Genomic DNA, 18,081 nt, shown 5'->3' with positions numbered 1-18,081 from the left:
GGTTTGATCCTGAAAAGACCTATACGATAAGGCTTTTCTCAAAAGTCGACAAATCGGAGGAAGCAGAGTTTCAGGTTAAACCGAACGATGAAGGGATCTTAACCTTTTCGCCCGAATTTAAAACAGCGGGCGAGTATCAATTTGACCTTTTCTCGCCCGATTCATCCCGATCGATTCTCTCCGAACACATCTTCGCCCTTAGAAAGGACCTATGGGGGTTAAAACCGTTCAAGGGTGACATGCATATCCATACCTTCTACTCTGACGGCAGACAATCCCCCATCTATATGGCTGTCAGGGGGAAGAGATTGGGATTGGATTTCATAGCGATAACCGATCACGATAAATACGAACCCTCCTTGGAGGCGATCAGGGAGGCGGAAAGGATAGGACTGGACATGCTGCTCATCCCAGGTGAGGAGGTATCAGCAAGGGAATCATGTGGCCATTACCTCTCCATCAACGCCTCCGGATGGGTGGCGAAATGCAGAGATGATCTCGAATCCTACGATCGCGAGGTCAATGCCATAATCGGAAAGCTGAAGGAGCGAGAGCTGGTGGAGGGACTTTCGCCCCAACGATACGCCCACGCGATATGGGTTGTAAATAAGATCAGGGAGCTGGGTGGATTCGCCGTCATTGCTCATCCATATTGGGTCGCATCGAGGAGATTCCACCTGGATAGACTCGTGTATGAGCAATTGCTAAGAGATAGGTTATATGACGCTATCGAGCTACTTGGTGATGTCAACTTCGAGGATAACCTCCTTTCGGTGGCCAGATACCAGGATGAGCTCTCACGCGGGGTATCACCTCCCATTATAGGGAACTCCGACACCCATAGGGCTGAAAACCACACATATGGGCGATACTGGAGTGTGGTTTTCGCCGAGGAACTCTCGATAGAATCGGTGCTCGAAGCCATCTCCGAGCGCAGATCCGTTGCTTGTCAACGATATTCCAACGGCCAGGTGGAAGTGATCGGGCCGTTTCACCTGGTGGAGTATACCTATTTTCTCGAAAGGGAACTCTTCCCGATACACGACCGTATATGCGAGCTGGAGGGGATGTTGTTCATGCGCATGCTGGAAGGCAAAGAGGTGTCACAGGACGAGCTCAACGGATTGAAGGCTGAGCTGAGGGGGATGTATGATAGATTCTGGGTTTCATGACATAAAGGGGATGACACTGCTGGAGCTTATAGCTCTGGTGGTGATCGCCGCCGTGATCGCTGCTTTGACCGCTCCTAAGCTCATCGAGGAGAGAAAGGTCAAGCATGCCATTCACGATGTTCAGGTGATAGCCGGAGCATGTGAGAGATTTCACAGAAAATTCGGTAGGTTTCCCAAATCGCTGAATGAGTTGATTAAGACCAAACAGAGCGAAGAATGGAACCTGCCATTTCTGAAGGCCGTATCGCACAACCCATGGGGCGGCCGATACGTGTTAGATCTGAAGAGATCTAAGGTGGGAATACCGGAGGATGATGAAACTGTTCCCCGAAAATATAGGTTCGGTGGGATAGCCGAGATAAGTGAACTCATAAGGGAGGATGCTAACCCGTGGCAATAGAGGTGATCATCTTCATCTTCGGCCTTATTGTGGGCAGCTTTCTCAACGTCTGCATCTATCGAATTCCAAACGGGCTATCCGTGCTCAAGCCGCTTCGCTCCTTCTGTCCTAGCTGTAACCAAACGATTCGCTGGTATGATAACATCCCTCTTCTCAGCTTCCTGATCCTGCGCGGTCGATGCAGATATTGCAAAGGGCCCATATCGATCAGATACCCTCTGGTGGAGCTTCTAACAGGTGTTATCTTTTCGCTTTTGCTGAGGAGATATGGACTCACGGTGGAGTTCATCGGGTATTGTTTGCTTTCTGCCATGCTGATCGCCATCTCCTTCATAGATCTATCGCATTACATCATCCCGAACAGGATAACCCTGCCGGGGATGGGATTAGGCCTCGCTTTCGCCGCCGCTTTAATGTTGCTTCATCATCGTCCATCGATATTGGTTAATCGTGCTGTTGGCCTTATCGTCGGAGGAGGCGTCATACTGTTCATGAGCTTGATTGGATCGTTGATATTCAGGCGCGAGGCCATGGGGATGGGAGATGTAAAGCTCACGGCGATGATAGGGGCTTACATGGGGTTTTACCCGCATGTGATTCTCGTGATCCTCCTCTCGGCCGTGATGGGATCGGTAGTGGGTGGGGGGTACATGTTGATCCGGAGGGTCGGGTTAAAGAGTGCCATACCATACGGTCCTTTTCTATCGGCGGCCGCTATCATCTCCATGCTTTATGGAGAGGAGTTATGGAGGTGGTATGTTAATCTGCTTTGATCACCTGGATGGAGTGCAATGACGAAGTCATCGCACTCCAAAGGGCAGGTTTCAGAAACTCGGCACGATGATCGGCCGCATGTGGGGATTTATCCCCCTCGTGGCGAATGAATCAGCCCAGACCTCGAAGACGATCTTGTCGCCCATAACGTCGTTTTCCAGATCGGGTCCTCTGGCTATTCTGAGATGGTAGTTCCTGAGGACTCTTCTGACGGCTCTCAGCTCCGCTATATCGCTTTGCCGCTCCTCCTGTTCGGTTGCCTTAACCTCCGCCGTGGCGGTGGGATTGGGCTGCTCGGCAGGCGCTGGTGGGGCCTGAGGGGTTTGAGCTGACTGCTGAGGCGCCTGAGATGGAGGCTGAGAGGGTTGTGTCCCGGGTCCCGTCAGCGTTCTCTCCTCTACCGATGCGATCTGATCCGTTGCTGTTTCCTGGATCTTCTCTTCGACCTTCTGAGCGGCTTCTGCGGCCATCTCCGCCTGTTGCTGTAGCTGTTGCGCTTCGGCCAGATCACGTCGTTTCTGTCCTTCCAGCAGATTCTTTTGCATCTGAGTCATGCCCTGTTGTGGGTTAACCGTCTCCATCTGAGCTTCCTGGGCGGTTGCCTCTGCAAGGCGGGCCATCGCTTCTGCCTCCTGTTTTAACGCTTCCTTCGCCTCGATGGCCTGAACGTATGAGCTCGCCCCCATGTATCCTCCGTATGAAGGCCCTGATATGAACGTTTGGGTTATCAGATCCGTCACGGATGTTCCCAGCTGCAGCGTGACGAGATAGGTCCGATACTCCCTCCTGTAGTGCGTCTTCAGGGCGGGGTTTACCTCGATGGTGAGCGACTTAGGAGGGGGATTGATCTCACGTCGGATATCCTGCCAGAACCTCTGAGCAAATTCACGCAGCCTCATTCGCCTCTGGGTGTAAAACGATGATGATAGATGCAGGATGGAGATCAACATTACCTAACACCTCCGTTAAGTGTTTTTTCGACGCACGCGCGCCGATCCGCTGAGGATGATTAAAATCATTCGAAAAATCAGCGATGGCGATCTATATCACTTACGTTTAGCGCTCTAAAAAGCTTAGGCTAAACGTCCTAAATCTCACCCAGAGTTCATACATCGTCTCCCAGATATGATCCGTCTTGAAGACCCTCATGGAAGGGAACATTATTAGTATACATTTCCGTCCGACCGAACGCAAGTACTTTACGAAGGGGTTTTCAACGCTTTTCGACAGCGCTGTAGTGATAAGCCCCCGTGCCTGCCGGACTCGAGGATACGCGCAGGAACGTGCCCTCTATCATGCCTGATTATACCAAATCATTGAAAAGCCCTGTACTTTACGCATCACGCTTGACAGGCAGGCTAAAATCAGTTAGAATTATCCAGTCTAAATTCCCAGGGAAGGGACGGGAGATGCGCATTATCCAGTTTTTCTTACCTGGAGAGGGGAAAAGGGTAGGTGTTCTGGCCACGGACGGTAGGGTTATCGATATCACCACCGATGAGATCTCCAGCACCCTACAGCTTCTACAGATAGCGGAATCGGAAGGCGTAAGCCTAAACGTGATAGCGGCGGAGATGGAGGAGGAGATCTCGCTCAAACATCCGGATAAGGAGGAACTCGCCCGGGTTATGTTTCCCGAGCTCGACGTTCAACCTCGTGACGATACACCTCATCTTCTCATTCCGATAGATCCGCCTGAGGTTTGGGGATGTGGCGTTACATACTTCAGAAGCGCTGAGATGAGGGACGTTGAAACCGAGGGGGATATCTACTCCAGAGCCTACAGGGCTGAAAGGCCTGAGATATTCTTCAAGGCCACCTCGTCCAGATGCGTCGGGCCAAATGAGCCGGTGTGCATACGCAGCGATTCGATCCACACCGTCCCTGAGCCTGAACTCGCCTATATTCTCGACGGCAAAGGGAGAGTTATCGGATACACGATAGCTAATGACATGTCGGCCTGGGATATAGAGAGGGAAAACCCGCTTTATCTGCCCCAATCGAAGATTTACAGAGGATGCTGTGCCCTTGGACCGATGATCGTTACCACCTCTGAGATACCAGATCCGATGGATCTGAGCATAACATGTAGGATTATAAGGGAGGGCGAGATAATCTTCGAGGGTGAGGCCAACACATCCCAGATGAAACGATCGATAGATGAGATCAACGAATATCTGCTTCGGGATAACCCGATCCCAACAGGAACGGTCGTGATGACGGGGACAGGAATCGTCGCCCCCGAGGATCTCCCTTTGAGAGATAGAGATGTGGTGGAGATCGAAATCGAAGAGATAGGGATTTTAAGCAATCCAGTTCATAAGCTTGAACCCATTTGAAATCGAGAGGTTTTGAGGTGGAGGGGGAATTTAAGGTCGTAGCAACGGACGCGGGGAGGTTTGCTCCGAAAGTTGAGAGTGAGATACTCGCGAGGTTCGGCGCGGAGGTGATCCCGGCGAGGTTTAAGGATGAGAATGAGCTTATCCAAAGCGTTCAGGATGCTGATGCTATCATCAACGCCGTGACCAAAATTACAAGACGCGTGATAGAATCGCTTCAGAAATGCAGGGTTATAGTTCGATACGGTATAGGAGTCGACACGATAGACATACCGGCGGCAACTGAGCATGGGATATGTGTGGCGAACGTACCTGATTTCTGTTGGGAAGAGGTATCAGATACGGCGATGAGCCTGATCCTGGCCGTATCCCGCAAGGTGGTTTACATGAACAATCTCGTCAAGGAGGGCATATGGAGCAGGTCTAAAGCCGCCCCCATTCACAAATATCAGCTTCAGACCCTTGGGCTGCTCGCCTTCGGAAACATACCAAGAACCCTGGTAAAAAAGGCCAGACCTTTCGGGTTCAAAAGAATTATATCTCACGATCCGTATGTGCCCGAGGAGATCTTCGAGCGATACGGCGTGGAGCCGGTGGATTTCGAGACGCTTCTGAAAGAATCGGACATACTCTCGATCCATACCCCGCTGACGGAGGAGACATATCACATGATCGGCGAGAGCGAGTTGAGAATGATGAAGCCCACAGCCTATCTGATAAACACCAGCCGCGGTCCGGTCATAGATGAGAAAGCCCTTTGCAGGGCCCTCTCCGAGGGATGGATCGCCGGAGCGGGATTGGATGTGATGGAGAAGGAACCTCCCGACAGGGATAATCCGCTTCTGAAACTTGATAACGTCGTCATAACGCCTCATTATGGCTCATACACCGAGGAGGCATATCATGAGCTGAAGGTCAAGGTGGCGGAGAACGCTGCCGCCTGCCTGAGGGGAGAGCTTCCGAAATATCTGGTCAATCCTGAGGTGGTGCCTAAGCTGAAATGGCTCAAGAAGGGATAAACGTCTATCAGAATCCTCTCGTTCAGAGATACTCCAGCGAGGAGATGCTCCGCAACTTCTCGCCACAGAGAAGGGGGGAGATTTATAGGGAACTCTGGATAGCGTTAGCTGAGGCTGAGAGGGAGCTGGGGCTTCCTATAAGCGAGGAGCAGATAGAGGAGATGCGGAGACACAAGAGCGATATAGACTTCGATGAGGTGGCTCGGGAGGAACGCAGGATAAGACACGACGTGATGGCGCATATACGAATTTTCGGCTCACAATGTCCGAGGGCCAAACCGATAATACATTTAGGAGCTACCAGCGCTTTCGTCACCGATAATGCCGATCTCATTCAGATACGGGATGGGTTGAAGATATTGAAGGCGAGATTGGTGAGCTTGATAGCTGCTCTGCGCGATTTCGCTCTGAGATATCGCGATCTACCGACTTTAGGTTTCACACATTTTCAACCCGCTCAGCCGACGACCGTCGGCAAAAGGGCGACGTTATGGCTTCAGGATTTCGTGATGGATTATCACGAGATCGTGGGCAGAATCGAATCACTCAAGTTCCGCGGCGTCAAGGGCACAACGGGAACGCAGGCCAGTTTCATGAGGTTGTTTGAGGGGGATGAGGAGAAGGTCAAGAGGCTCGACCGGATGATCACTCGTAAGATGGGTTTCAGTGAAAGCTTTATCGTAACCGGACAGACGTATACTCGGAAGGTGGATGCCCAGATCGCCTCTACCCTTTCCGGCATAGCGCAATCGGCACATAAGTTCAGCAACGATATCAGGCTGCTGCAGCATCTGGGAGAGATCGAGGAGCCTTTCGGGGAAAGTCAGGTCGGCTCATCCGCGATGGCTTACAAACGGAATCCGATGCGATGCGAGAGGATAGGGGCGCTCTCCAGATATGTGATCACGTTAGCTCAAAGCCCATACTTCACCGCAGCGAGCCAGTGGTTGGAGAGGACATTGGATGACTCGGCTAATAAACGGCTTTCGATACCGGAGCTCTTTCTGGCGACCGACGCCGTGCTGTTGATTTGCATAAACGTCGCCCAGGGGTTGAAGGTATATCCTGAGGTGATAAGACGACATCTCGAGGAGAGGCTGCCCTTTATAGCGACGGAGGATATCCTTATGGAGTCGGTCAGAAGGGGTGGGGATAGGCAGGAGCTGCATGAAAGGATAAGAAAATACGCCATGGAGGTCACCCTGCAGATGAGATCGGGAGGGGAGAACGACCTCCTGGAGAGGATCGCCGCTGATAGCTCCTTCGGGCTCTCCGTCGTGGAGCTCAGGAAAATGATGATCCCCGGCAGATTCGTCGGTCGGGCGCCGTCACAGGTCGTCGAATTTATAGAAAGGGAGGTCGACCCTATAATTCAGCGAGACAGAGAACTGATAGGCGCCGGGGTAGAACTAAAGGTGTGAGGTAACGCCATGTTTTTCAGAAAAAAAGATGAGATGGAGATAAAACTGGTGTCGGGTAAGAACGACATATCGCCTGAAGCCTGCCTCAAGAGCATCATCGCCTCCCTGCTGCAGATAATAGGGATCTACGCCAAGGAGGGGGAAGGGCTCGAGACCTCCAAATACAAGCAGCAGCTCAGGGACATATCCATGAAACTGAAGGAGATCGAGGATATATTCGAGTTGAACCAGCTTAAGAACGATCTCACACGGCTTATCCTGAGACAGAAGGAGGCCGAGAGGATCTACGATGAAAAGAGGATATCGGAGCTGAAGGAGATAATAAGGCTTTTGATGAAAGCCCTCAACAAGTTCCTCTCCGATGACAAGGAGTTCAGCCAGGGGGTGGAGAAGGACATATTAAGATTGGAAGGAGCTTCGAGGCTGGAGGATATAAGGCTTATCAAGCAGGAACTCTTCCAGGTTGTGGGACAACTGCAGGAAAGGCTTAGGGAAAGACAAAGTAAACTGGAGAAGACGGCGGATGAGCTGGCCGTTAGAGTGGTGGAATTGCAGGAGAAGCTCTCTCAGATGACGGAGGAGGCCTTGATAGATGAGACGACGAGGCTCTTCAACAGAAGGGCGCTCATGCGAAGGCTGGATGAGGAGATAGCAAGGTTCAATGTGACTAATATCCCCTTCTCCTTGGTCATATTCGATGTCGATCATTTTAAACGCGTCAACGATGAACATAACCATTTGATAGGCGATAAGGTGCTCTATATGGTGGGCCGGATAGCCAAGGAGACCTTCAGAGCGGACGACTTCGTAGCCAGAATGGCCGGAGATGAGTTCGCAGCGATGCTCTTCGGCAGCATCGGCACCGATAGCTGGCACGCCGTTGAGAGGCTGAGGAGCAATATAGCTAAGAAGGTCTTTAAATATGAACGAGACGGCAAACCGGTGGGCATAAAGATAAGCATAAGCGCGGGGGTGGCGTGGGTGAGAAGCGATGATACGCCGGAGACCATCTTGGAACGGGCGGATAAGGCGATGTATCTGGCCAAACAGAGGGGGAGAGATCAGGTCGTCCCGGAATCCGAACTCAAGGAGGAGGGGGAATGATAGTATATGAGATCGGTGTGGCTCTCATCGCCGTTATCGTCCTGGCATACATGTCCATGAAGATACTTCGCGAGTATGAGCGTGGAGTGGTTTTCAGGCTTGGTAAGCTCCATAAGGTGAAAGGGCCGGGGTTGGTCTTCATCATCCCTTTCATAGACAAAATGGTGAAGGTATCATTGAGGGTCACTGCCGTGGATGTAGAGGAGCAAGACGTCATAACTTCGGATAACGTCTCCGTTAAGGTAAACGCCGTCCTTTACTATAAGGTCGATGATCCGGCCAACTCCGTCGTTGAGGTGGAGGATTACCGGTTCGCCACCACTCAAGTTGCCCTCACAGCCCTCAGGAGCGTCATAGGGAAGTTCGAGCTGGATGATCTCCTTTCTAAAAGGGAGATGATAAATGAGGAGCTGAGCAGGACCGTTGAGGAGCATGTCGATCCCTGGGGGATAAAAATTTTGGCCGTGGAGGTCAAAGACGTGGATCTACCGGATGAGATGAAAAGGGCGATGGCGAAACAGGCTGAGGCGGAGAGGGAGAGAAGAGCTAAGGTTTTAAACGCCCAAGGCGAATACGAAGCTGCGGAAACATTGCTCAAAGCCGCCCAGACCATACAACGGAGCCCCACGGCCGTGCAACTGAGATTCCTTCAAACACTGATCGAGGTGGCGTCGGAGAACAACTCCACCATAGTATTCCCTTTACCCATAGACCTATTGAAGCCATATCTCGCAAAAGAGGGGATAAAGGAGGTCGGTGCCGAAAATGCCAACGGGCAGAATTAAATACTATAACAGTCAAAAAGGTTTCGGTTTTATCGCCCAGGATAGTGGGGAGCAAGATTTGTTCATGCACATCTCCTCCGTCAAAAAACACGAAGGCGAGATACAACCGGGACACTTCGTCTATTATGAGATAGGACAGGGCCGCAAAGGCTTGGAGGCCAAAAACATCATCGTCTCCTCGCGGAGGATAGATGAGAGTAAACTTCAGGAGATCCTGAAACCCAAACGTCGAGTCCCTCGTCCTAAAGGCAAGGGAGGACCGAAGCAGCCTCAAAGACAGGCCCAGCCGACTCAACCTCAGGTGAAGAAGAAAAAATTGATCCCGGATGACGCCTATATGATCAAGCAGGCCAAAAACCAGACGCCGATGGTCTTCGAGACCTACGACCATCCTCACCTCAAATGCCTGGTCAAAAAGAAATACAAATACGATATCGATCTCCTCATAGACGGAGAGGTCAAGCGATTCTTCATGCATGACATCAAATTCTGCTATAAGGTGCGGGATGAGGAGAAGGTCAAACGGGCGATCAGTTACGACGAAGAGGTGAGATCACAGAATCTCAAGGCGATCATACCCCGCAAGGAGAGATACAAGATCCCGGATGAAGAGCTGAAGAAAGCGTACAAGGAGGAGAAACCGATAATGCTGGTCATGCGAGGCGGTGAAGTGATAATCGGTACGATCGAATGGTATTCGAAATACGCCATCAAGGTCAACCTCCCGATAGGAGGCTCCGTGTTGGCATTCAGGCATGCCGTCTATAAATTTCAGAGCCTATGAGATTTGAGATGAAGGTTGTCGTCTACGGGTCAGGGGCCTTCGGCTTCGCATTGGCGAAATACCTCGGTGATAAGTTCCGAATGGATAAGGCGGTGGAGATCTGCCTCTATGATAGGAATGAGGATCTGATCTCTCACATCAAAACCACCCGAACCCACCCTATCTATTATCCGGATATACCTCTTCCTATAAAGGTGGAATCTACTTCCGATATCAGATGTGTCCGAAGAGCAGACCTGATACTGCTGGTCGTTCCAAGCCAGGCGCTTAGAGATGCTTCGAGAGAGCTGGCCGGATACATCTCACCTGAAGCTACGGTTCTCAACGCCGCTAAAGGACTGGAGCTGGGAAGCTGTAAAAGGCCATCACAGGTCATAGGCGAGGAATTAAGCAAGGTCGGCTTTAAGGGTGAGATAGCGACCTTCTCCGGAGGAACGATAGCATCGGAAATGATCATGGGAGCGGCACTGGGGGCGGAGATCGCATGTCCGAACAGGGAGGTGGCGAGATGGCTTCAGGAGTTTATGGCCAGCGACAGGCTCAGGATATACGCCAATACGGATATCATAGGCGTGGAGTATGCGGGGGCATTTAAAAACGTCATCTCCATCGGAGCGGGGATCTCCGACGGGCTCAACAACCCTTGGGGCACCAAGACGCTTCTCATATCACGGGCGTCAGCCGAGGTCAAGAGACTGGCGTTAAAGTTAGGCGCTCAGCCGCATACCTTCTCCGCCGAAAGCCAGGCTTGGTGCAACGACTTATGGATGAGCTGCATGGGCAATACCAGAAACAGATATTTCGGGGAGCTTATCGGCAGAGGATTATCGGTCGAGGAGGCCTTCAAGGTGATGAGCCATGAGAGGAAGTTGGTCGAGGGGTATTACACCACGAAATCGGCCTATCACCTCGCACGGGAACACAAGGTGGACGCGCCGATCATCAAGGCCGTCCACGATGTCCTCTATCTCGGAAGAGACCCGCGGGAGATGATGAGTGAGCTCATGTCACGCTCGCTCAAATTCCTCGATTGAGGGGGAGATCGAGGTGAACGACCTGAACGAGATCAGAGAGATTATAGATAAGCTCAAATCCCTTCTTCAAGAGGGTAAGATCGATTCGGAAACCCTTCTGGCTGAGATAAGCGAAGCGGAAAGCGAAGTGAGGGAGATAAATCTGGAGGAGATAGCAGCCGAGGAGAGCGAGTTACAATCTTACTTCTTCGGAGAGGAGATCCGGTTCGCTGCCGAAGACTTCGAGCCTTATTCGGAGGAAATCCGCCGTTGTATGCCCTTCGGGCTCGAACCACACATACTGCTGCCCAGAAGCTTCACACCCCAATCGCAATACCCCGGCTGGCGCGTCAGGATGGAGAAATGGGTCTACACGCGGATCGAGAACGAGGAAATGCCGCCGGAGACGATAAACCTCTCCCCATACTTCGATACGGCGGCTCTCGTGCTGGTGGACACCCGGATGAAGCCGGACTATCAAAACGGTAGACAGATGTACCGGAACGATTCCGACTTTTTGGGAAAGATCATAGGCCAGATGAGGGAAAACGGCGTCATACCGAGGCGGGGATATATAGAGAAAGGGTCCAGATACGCCATTTCGTGGACCGAGATACATAGGTTCATTCTGCCTGAATTGGCGAGGCTGCTAGGGCTGAAGAGGGATCAGATTCGGCTGCCGAGGCTCGTGGAGTTCTGCTTCTTAAGCGACTGTTTCTATCCGCAATGGTATCAAGGTAACACATGGGAGTGGTTCGAGGACAATGTGAGGTTCGGCAGTAGGGAGGAGAAGCTCTTCGGAGGCAAGTTCAGCTTCGCCACCATGTCGACATCCGTCTACACCAACTGGCCGGAGGCGAGAAGTGATAGGATCGGCTTTCGCCCTCTTATCCTCCTCGGCAAACTCGATCGATGGAAGCTGAGGTGATGGCCGATGCCCAGCCTCTTCGCATACGGGATGCTCATGAACGACTCCATAACCAGACGCGTCACGGGAAAGGTTTTCCCGAAAAGGAAGGCCATACTTGAGAATTACGAGAAGATAATGCCCGGAACGGGATATTCCTATATCCTTCCGAAAGCAGGCTCCACCGTGGAGGGATGCATACTGTATGGGATCGACGAGGAGACCATGGCGAAGATAGATCGATACGAAGCGGAAGGGGATCTCTATGACCGTAAGGAGGTGGAGGTAATCGTCCAGGGGCGGCGTGAGAGGGCCTATGCCTATGTGGGAAACCTGCACGGACTGAAGAAGTTCTTCGGGCCTGAGGTATACACGGATGTGAGGATCAAGGAGTATCTTGAGAGAAAACTGAAGGATCTGACCGACTTGGAGGATCAGGAGAGCACGGATCTCGTCCACAGGGCTAAAGCGGAGCTATTGAGCGATAAGATAGAGGCTCTTATCTCAGCCCATTTCCGCAGATCCGCCGATCTGAGATATCTGATAGATAAGATCCTCTATAAGCCCTCTCTCCCGACCTTGGAAGGCGTCAAATCCGATCCGGAGGCATTGAGATACGCCAACGCCTATATCAAATTGATGGTCAAGCACGTGATCTTCAACCAGATCGAACGTATGATCGGCAACGCCTTCGCCGGCGAGATCACCGTAAATCCTAAATTCCACGAGAGAACCCTCTCTAACCTCGTCGCTCTCATATTCGTGAATAGAAAGAGCACCGCCATCGAGAAGATCATGGACGCGATCGGGGCTAACAGGCTGAGCATGGATAAGGATTATCTGGAATACACGGTGATGGGGATCAGGATAGCCGATATGATCTTCGACCCGATGGAGATCAAGGAGATCATCGAATGGGTGAGAGGACATAGGCATCCGGGCAGGGTCCCGCTTGGCGCCGAGATCGAGATGAGCGATATCGGCGCGAGGGCCGTCGACGCATTGCCGGGAGAGGATAGCAGATACGATAGCTTCTACTACTTCAATGATTTCGATCTGCTACACAGATGCTGGAAGCTCGGAGGTCATGTGGACGATCACTCAGGTATGGAGGAACCCGAAGGGCGAACGAGGGGATTTTTCGAATACTCGCTGGGAAAGATCAGCACGATGGGCGATTTCTCCAAACCGGTCACGGATGACCCGTGGGTGTTGAATCAGTTGATAAACCAGGCCGTTCTCTTCGCCGATATCCTGCCACATAGTTTCCATATCACCCTCGACGCTCAAGGCGAACCGGATATGTCACGTTCCAGCGACCCGGAACTCCTGATATGTCTGCTGCTTCTGTGTGGCGATATAGAGCCGGATAAAGGCGGATGTCTCCACGAAAATAGGATCTGTAACTGCGAGATAGTCGATAAATACGGCAGATTACACTTCAGCGATGAAAACATCCATTTCGCCTCGGAGGAAGACAAAGAGGAGGGGCTCATAGGGCGGTCAAGGGGAGCGAACCTGATCGAATACAAGTTCATGAGGCTCAAAAGCAATCATAATTACGAGCCCTTCATCCTAGCCTTAAAGGGGTTCCAACTCGGATACAACCCCAGACCTCTGGGCTCCACCTTCAGATCGCTGGATGAGTTTAAATTTCCTGAAATTGAGGCCCTGAGGAGATGGGCGGAAAGACCTCAACCGCTGTCTAGATCCATATTGATGGAATTCCTCCATCTCGTGAGGGAGGGGCTGATGAGGGAAAACGAGGGGAAACCCGCTCACCCGATCGATTATATAGAGTATAACCTCAAAAAGATCGAGAGGAAGCTAGATGAGGTGAATGAGTTAATAAGATCCAGAGGAAGGAGGGGATAATGGTCAAGGTAGGAATCGTCGGGGCGTCGGGATATACCAGCAGTGAACTATTGAGGTTTCTCCTGTCACATCCCGAAGAGATCAAAATCGAGATGCTCACCTCTCGTACCTACGCGGGAGAGCGGATCGATAAGGTCATACCCAATCTTCGTGGATTCATGGATCTCCGCTTCGAGAGATTTGATCCCGATGAGGTCGCATCCAGATGCGATATAGTTTTCCTAGCCCTCCCCCACAAGGTCGCTATGCAGTTTGCCCCCTCACTTCTGGAGAGAGGGGTGAGGGTGATAGACTTCAGCGCGGACTACAGACTGAAGGACGTAAAAACATACGAGAGATGGTATGGCGTCGAACACACATCCCCTCATCTGATTAAGAGGGCGGTCTACGGATTGTCCGAGTTACACAGGGAAGAGATAAGGGATGCGCGTCTCGTCGCCAACCCCGGATGTTATCCCACAGGCGCTATATTGGCCGCTGCCCCCCTGATGAGGCGCGAGGGGATCGTGGATAGATCTCTCGTGATAGTCGACGCCAAGACCGGAATTTCAGGGGCAGGCAGAAAGCCATCTGATAAAACCCATTATCCCTCCCGAACGGAGAACTTCGAGCCCTATAACGTCATGGCGCACAGACACTCGCCGGAGATGGAACAGGAACTGAGCCTCATCGCCTCAGAACAAGTCCTCGTGGCCTTTACACCACATCTGGTGCCGATGAGCAGGGGTATACTGAGCACCCTTTATTTCAGAATGATCGAGCCCGTCTCCACAGGGGATCTGTTGGAGATCTATAGGGAGTTTTACAGATCAGAGCCGTTCATCAGGGTGCTGGATAAGGGCGAGTTTCCATCGACGAAGGCGGTGTATGGAAGCAACTTCTGCGATATAGCCGTCCTGGCGGATGAACGAACAAACGTCGTGGTCGTCATGTCGGCCATAGATAACCTCGTGAAGGGCGCGTCAGGTCAGGCGTTGCAGAATATGAACCTGATGTGTGGGTTCGACGAAAAGGCGGGGCTTAACCTCGCCCCTCTGATGCCGTAGACGTCCTTATCACGCGTTCCTCCGTTATGATCATATCCATTCGTATATCCCAATCCTCGTTCGGTACCTTATCGACGATCTGGAACTCATATGCCAGCCCCACAAAAAGCGCATTCGAACACAGCGGTAGGAATCTATCGTAATATCCTCCCCCGTATCCGATCCTATATCCTCTCAGGTCAAATCCCACGCCAGGGACCACGACGACATCTATCGAGTTGGGATCAACCGGTTGTCCCTTCTCCCTCGACGGCTCGGGTATATTGTATTCCCCATCCACCAGGTCATCGGGGATTCTGCTCACCGTGTAGGGCAGGATTCTCCTCTGAGTCCTATCGACCACCGGGGCGCAGACCATTTTACCCATCCTCAGGAGCTCTTTTCCCAGCTCATAGGTATCCACCTCGTTCCTCACGCTGATGTAGATCATCACCACGTTGAATCCCTGCTCCTCCGTTAGCTCGATGAACCTGTATCGTATCTTGGAGCTCCTCCCGATCACCTCATCAGGGCTAAGCGCCCTGCATTTCCTCAGTATTCGCCTGCGCAGTTTATCTTTTGCTTCGGCTGAACCCATGATGTCCGAGCCTCCTACCGACGTTCCAGTACTCTCCTAGAACGAAGACCAGCGGGTTAAGCTTCCCGGGAATGATTCCCCCTCTCTCGTCGAGCACCTCCTCATCGACATGTATGGCGACCACCTCACCCATGAAGAAGTCGTGATATCCTATCGGCTGGACGGATCTCAGCACACATTCGACGTTAACGGGACACTCCTTTATCAGGGGCGGTTTGACTACGGAGGCGGGCAGAGGAGTCAGGCCGAACCTATCGAATTTATCCACATCTCTGCCTGAAACGCACCCGCATCCATCCACCTTCTCCGCCAGATCGGCCGTCGGGAAGTTCACGACGAATTCCTTCGTCTTTCTTATCAGGCTGTTTGAGTATCTCTCAGGCGCTATGGCGAGCATCATCATCGTCGGGTTGGCGATACACGGATGCGCCACCTCGGCCAGGGTGATTATGTTCGGCCTGCCCTCCTCGTCAACGCACGTGATGAGGGCGGCAGGGGTCGGATAAACTATTCGTCTCGGTGACATTTTGACCTTGCCCAAATCGCACCTCCTACGCCCTGCCTTTTGTTGATAGCCCCTCGCTCACCTTTCTGATAGCCCTTGCTATATCGGCTATATCCTCCTCGTTCATGAACTCGTTTACGGATATGGTGATAAGCCTGTCGAGGACCGACTCGGCGACGGGGCATAATCCCTCGGTGTATTCGACCTTAGCTGAGGTATACCTGCAGTTGAAAGGGCAGTCTGAATCGCCGTAGATCTTCTTATTCCTCACCGCCTCGTGACACAGAAAGATGGGTTTGCCGATATAATGCGCCCCGGCCGGTATGCCCTCGGCGGAGAGGGCTTTCGCGAACTGACCGGCGGTGAAGGGGGCGTCTTCCTCAACGACCATCCCATAATACCAATATACACATCGGCATCCTTCCAAAACCCTCTGTGGCTTGACACCCCCGACATCCGATATCATCTCGCTGAGCATGTCTCCGAGCCTGTTCCTGGTCTCAGTCACCTGCTTGACCTTCCTCAGTTGCGCGATTCCGACGGCGGCCTGTAGCTCCGTCATCCTGTAATTCATCCCGAACATGGCGTAATGCCTGGGCCCTGAGACCCATCTCTCCCATCCCTTATCGACGAAGATCGCCCCGCGGTCACCGTATTCGTCGTTATCGGTTATCGTCATTCCCCCGTCGCCGGTTATCATATGCTTGCTCTGTTGGAAGCTGAAACAGCCTATATCCCCTATGGTGCCGGTCAGCTTGCCCTTATATGAGGCCAGATGAGCCTGGGCGCTGTCTTCCACGAGAGCGATCCCATGTCTACGCGCAACCCGGAGAAGCCCATCCATATCGGATGGGTTTCCGAAGAGATGAACCGTTACGATCGCTCTCGTCTTCGGGGTGATCTTGCGTTCGACGTCATCGGGATCCAGATTGAAGGTATCCGGCTGGATATCGGCGAAGACCGGTATGGCGTTTTGGGCGAGGATGGGTATAACCGTCCCTATATCCGTTATCGGCCCGGTTATAACCTCATCGCCGGGGTTGAGGTTCAACATCGCCATCGCCACGTGTATCGCAGCCGTGCCGGACGTGCTGGATACGGCCCTTTTGACGCCGTAAAGCCGGGCGAATTTCTCCTCGAACTCCCTGACCCTTGCTCCTCGAAAGAGGTTGCCGGATTCTATCACCTTTCTCAGCTCTTCCAGCTCTTCATCTCCAACCTTCCTAACGGGTGGAAACGGTTTATCCCTTATAGGTTTACCACCATCTATGGCCAGTTTTTCCATCTCTTTCCCCCTTCGATAGAAGATTGACAGCCTTAGATTATAGACGATTCATCTTACTTAGTCAACGTCTGGGTTTACGAGCTGTCTCTAGATCTCCCTCAGCAGTCGATCCAACTCCTCGATCATCCGCTCTGACTCAGCCTTAAGCAGTTCCTTTTCCTTCGGGGATAGATCTCCGAATTTCCTTTCGAAGTTCCTCGGATGAATCGATTCCAATGTCTCCCTGATGTTCCTTAAAACGATGGAAGCCCACATCTTGGTAACCGAGGCGTTTTGACGCCTTCCCGATTCCTCCAGCTCCTCCGGAGCGAACTTCGCAACAAGCTTCTCAAACCGATCCGATATGAGCTTAAGGACACGGAGGATCTTATCCTGTTTCTCCTGAGGCAACGGTTCCATCGGCATGCCCGTTCCGCTTATCGGTTCACCTTCGCAGATGATGCTTCTCACCTCACGAATCTGCTTGGCGAGGGTAAGATACCCGGAAAGAAGATGATTTTTATGTTTGAACTTCATCCCTTCACCCCACCTTCAAGGGAACGGCGGGCAAAAAAATTCCCCTACCGCTCCCGCCGTTTGGTAGGGGTCATCAGCCGATCTGAACGACCGGCGGTTAACGGCGAACCCCATCGCCGTATCACATGGAAAATTTTACATTATCCCCCTTCACCTGACAAGTAGGGATGATTCATATCCTGAAGTCCTGTTGCAATGATAAGCATGAAATGCTATAATCCTAAGGCTTTAAGGTGTCGAAGAATATCAGGAGAGCCAGATGGTTCTATGCAAGGTAGTCGGAACGGTTGTGGCGACACGCAAGGACGAAAAACTCGTGGGCGGGAAACTTATGGTCGTCCAGGAGATAGATGTCGAATGTAATCCCAAGGATAGGTATCTGGTGGCTATGGATTCGGTGGGAGCTGGCGTGGGAGAAGTAGTACTGGTCGTCACCGGAAGCTCTTCCAGATATACTCCTCTCACCAGGGAGAAGCCGGTAGATGCTGCAATCACTGCCATAGTCGATATAATCGAGGTCCACGGCGAGGTGAAATATAAGAAAGGGAGCTCAGGATAG

General features: G+C 52.0%; 19 protein-coding genes. 14 read left to right on the top strand and 5 right to left on the bottom strand.

Annotated elements, in window-relative coordinates:
• The 3 genes from J7M22_15285 to J7M22_15275 form a co-directional block, all read left to right on the top strand.
• Nucleotides 1-1,172: CehA/McbA family metallohydrolase (locus J7M22_15285; GenBank protein MCD6507970.1), on the top strand; the 1,172-nt coding region annotated here is incomplete at its 5' end.
• A complete protein-coding gene (locus J7M22_15280; protein ID MCD6507969.1) occupies nt 1,150-1,572 on the top strand; it encodes a type II secretion system protein GspG in 423 nt (140 codons plus the stop codon). The genes J7M22_15285 and J7M22_15280, both read left to right, overlap by 23 nt.
• Nucleotides 1,563-2,345 (top strand): prepilin peptidase, encoded by a 783-nt coding sequence (locus J7M22_15275; GenBank protein MCD6507968.1) that lies wholly within the window; start codon nt 1,563-1,565, stop codon nt 2,343-2,345. Before J7M22_15280 ends, J7M22_15275 begins: the two co-directional genes overlap by 10 nt.
• 51 nt (nt 2,346-2,396) lie before the next feature.
• On the opposite strand, the gene J7M22_15270 is transcribed toward J7M22_15275, so the two are convergent.
• Complete coding sequence (locus tag J7M22_15270) at nt 2,397-3,296, bottom strand: hypothetical protein (GenBank protein ID MCD6507967.1); 900 nt, start codon at nt 3,294-3,296, stop codon at nt 2,397-2,399.
• Between the two features lie 459 nt (nt 3,297-3,755).
• Here J7M22_15270 and J7M22_15265 point away from each other — a divergent pair, with 459 nt between their 5' ends.
• From J7M22_15265 to J7M22_15220, 10 genes are read left to right on the top strand one after another with little or no spacing between them, the layout of a single operon-like run.
• Nucleotides 3,756-4,685 (top strand): fumarylacetoacetate hydrolase family protein, encoded by a 930-nt coding sequence (locus J7M22_15265; GenBank protein MCD6507966.1) that lies wholly within the window; start codon nt 3,756-3,758, stop codon nt 4,683-4,685.
• A gap of 17 nt (nt 4,686-4,702) precedes the next feature.
• Nucleotides 4,703-5,704, top strand: coding sequence for a C-terminal binding protein (locus tag J7M22_15260; protein MCD6507965.1), 1,002 nt, complete (start codon nt 4,703-4,705; stop codon nt 5,702-5,704).
• Nucleotides 5,686-7,125 carry an adenylosuccinate lyase gene (locus tag J7M22_15255; GenBank protein MCD6507964.1) on the top strand — a complete coding sequence of 480 codons (1,440 nt, stop codon included), beginning with the start codon at nt 5,686-5,688 and terminating at the stop codon, nt 7,123-7,125. Before J7M22_15260 ends, J7M22_15255 begins: the two co-directional genes overlap by 19 nt.
• A 9-nt stretch (nt 7,126-7,134) precedes the next feature.
• The gene (locus J7M22_15250) at nt 7,135-8,229 is read left to right on the top strand and encodes a diguanylate cyclase (protein ID MCD6507963.1); all 1,095 of its coding nucleotides are present in this window, start codon (nt 7,135-7,137) and stop codon (nt 8,227-8,229) included.
• Complete coding sequence (locus J7M22_15245) at nt 8,226-9,014, top strand: slipin family protein (GenBank protein ID MCD6507962.1); 789 nt, start codon at nt 8,226-8,228, stop codon at nt 9,012-9,014. Before J7M22_15250 ends, J7M22_15245 begins: the two co-directional genes overlap by 4 nt.
• A complete protein-coding gene (locus J7M22_15240; protein MCD6507961.1) occupies nt 8,995-9,798 on the top strand; it encodes a cold-shock protein in 804 nt (267 codons plus the stop codon). The genes J7M22_15245 and J7M22_15240 overlap by 20 nt, the downstream gene beginning before the upstream one ends.
• Nucleotides 9,799-9,806: 8 nt before the next feature.
• On the top strand, nt 9,807-10,832 hold the full coding sequence (locus tag J7M22_15235; protein MCD6507960.1) for an NAD(P)-dependent glycerol-3-phosphate dehydrogenase: 1,026 nt from the start codon (nt 9,807-9,809) through the stop codon (nt 10,830-10,832).
• Between the two features lie 13 nt (nt 10,833-10,845).
• Nucleotides 10,846-11,739: a hypothetical protein gene (locus J7M22_15230; GenBank protein ID MCD6507959.1), complete on the top strand. Its 894-nt coding sequence runs from the start codon at nt 10,846-10,848 to the stop codon at nt 11,737-11,739.
• Nucleotides 11,740-11,745: 6 nt separating this feature from the next.
• Nucleotides 11,746-13,593, top strand: a complete 1,848-nt coding sequence (locus J7M22_15225) for a gamma-glutamylcyclotransferase (protein ID MCD6507958.1) — start codon at nt 11,746-11,748, stop codon at nt 13,591-13,593.
• Nucleotides 13,593-14,639, top strand: coding sequence for an N-acetyl-gamma-glutamyl-phosphate reductase (locus J7M22_15220; GenBank protein ID MCD6507957.1), 1,047 nt, complete (start codon nt 13,593-13,595; stop codon nt 14,637-14,639). The genes J7M22_15225 and J7M22_15220 overlap by 1 nt, the downstream gene beginning before the upstream one ends.
• On the opposite strand, the gene J7M22_15215 is transcribed toward J7M22_15220, so the two are convergent.
• From J7M22_15215 to J7M22_15200, 4 genes are all read right to left on the bottom strand, one after another.
• Nucleotides 14,614-15,216 carry a 5-formyltetrahydrofolate cyclo-ligase gene (locus tag J7M22_15215; GenBank protein MCD6507956.1) on the bottom strand — a complete coding sequence of 201 codons (603 nt, stop codon included), beginning with the start codon at nt 15,214-15,216 and terminating at the stop codon, nt 14,614-14,616. The genes J7M22_15220 and J7M22_15215 overlap by 26 nt on opposite strands.
• On the bottom strand, nt 15,191-15,757 hold the full coding sequence (locus J7M22_15210; GenBank protein MCD6507955.1) for a flavin reductase family protein: 567 nt from the start codon (nt 15,755-15,757) through the stop codon (nt 15,191-15,193). The genes J7M22_15215 and J7M22_15210 overlap by 26 nt, the downstream gene beginning before the upstream one ends.
• Nucleotides 15,758-15,767: 10 nt before the next feature.
• Entirely contained in the window at nt 15,768-17,006 is a 1,239-nt protein-coding gene (locus J7M22_15205) for a DegT/DnrJ/EryC1/StrS family aminotransferase (GenBank protein ID MCD6507954.1), read from the bottom strand.
• An 87-nt stretch (nt 17,007-17,093) separates the two neighbouring features.
• Nucleotides 17,094-17,522, bottom strand: a complete 429-nt coding sequence (locus J7M22_15200) for a hypothetical protein (GenBank protein ID MCD6507953.1) — start codon at nt 17,520-17,522, stop codon at nt 17,094-17,096.
• 259 nt (nt 17,523-17,781) lie between these two features.
• On the opposite strand from J7M22_15200, the gene J7M22_15195 reads away from it, so the two are divergent.
• Entirely contained in the window at nt 17,782-18,081 is a 300-nt protein-coding gene (locus J7M22_15195; protein ID MCD6507952.1) for a EutN/CcmL family microcompartment protein, read from the top strand.

The organism is Candidatus Poribacteria bacterium, from assembly GCA_021162805.1.
Taxonomy (GTDB): domain Bacteria; phylum Poribacteria; class WGA-4E; order B28-G17; family B28-G17; genus JAGGXZ01.
This window is presented reverse-complemented; position numbering and strand designations above follow the sequence as displayed.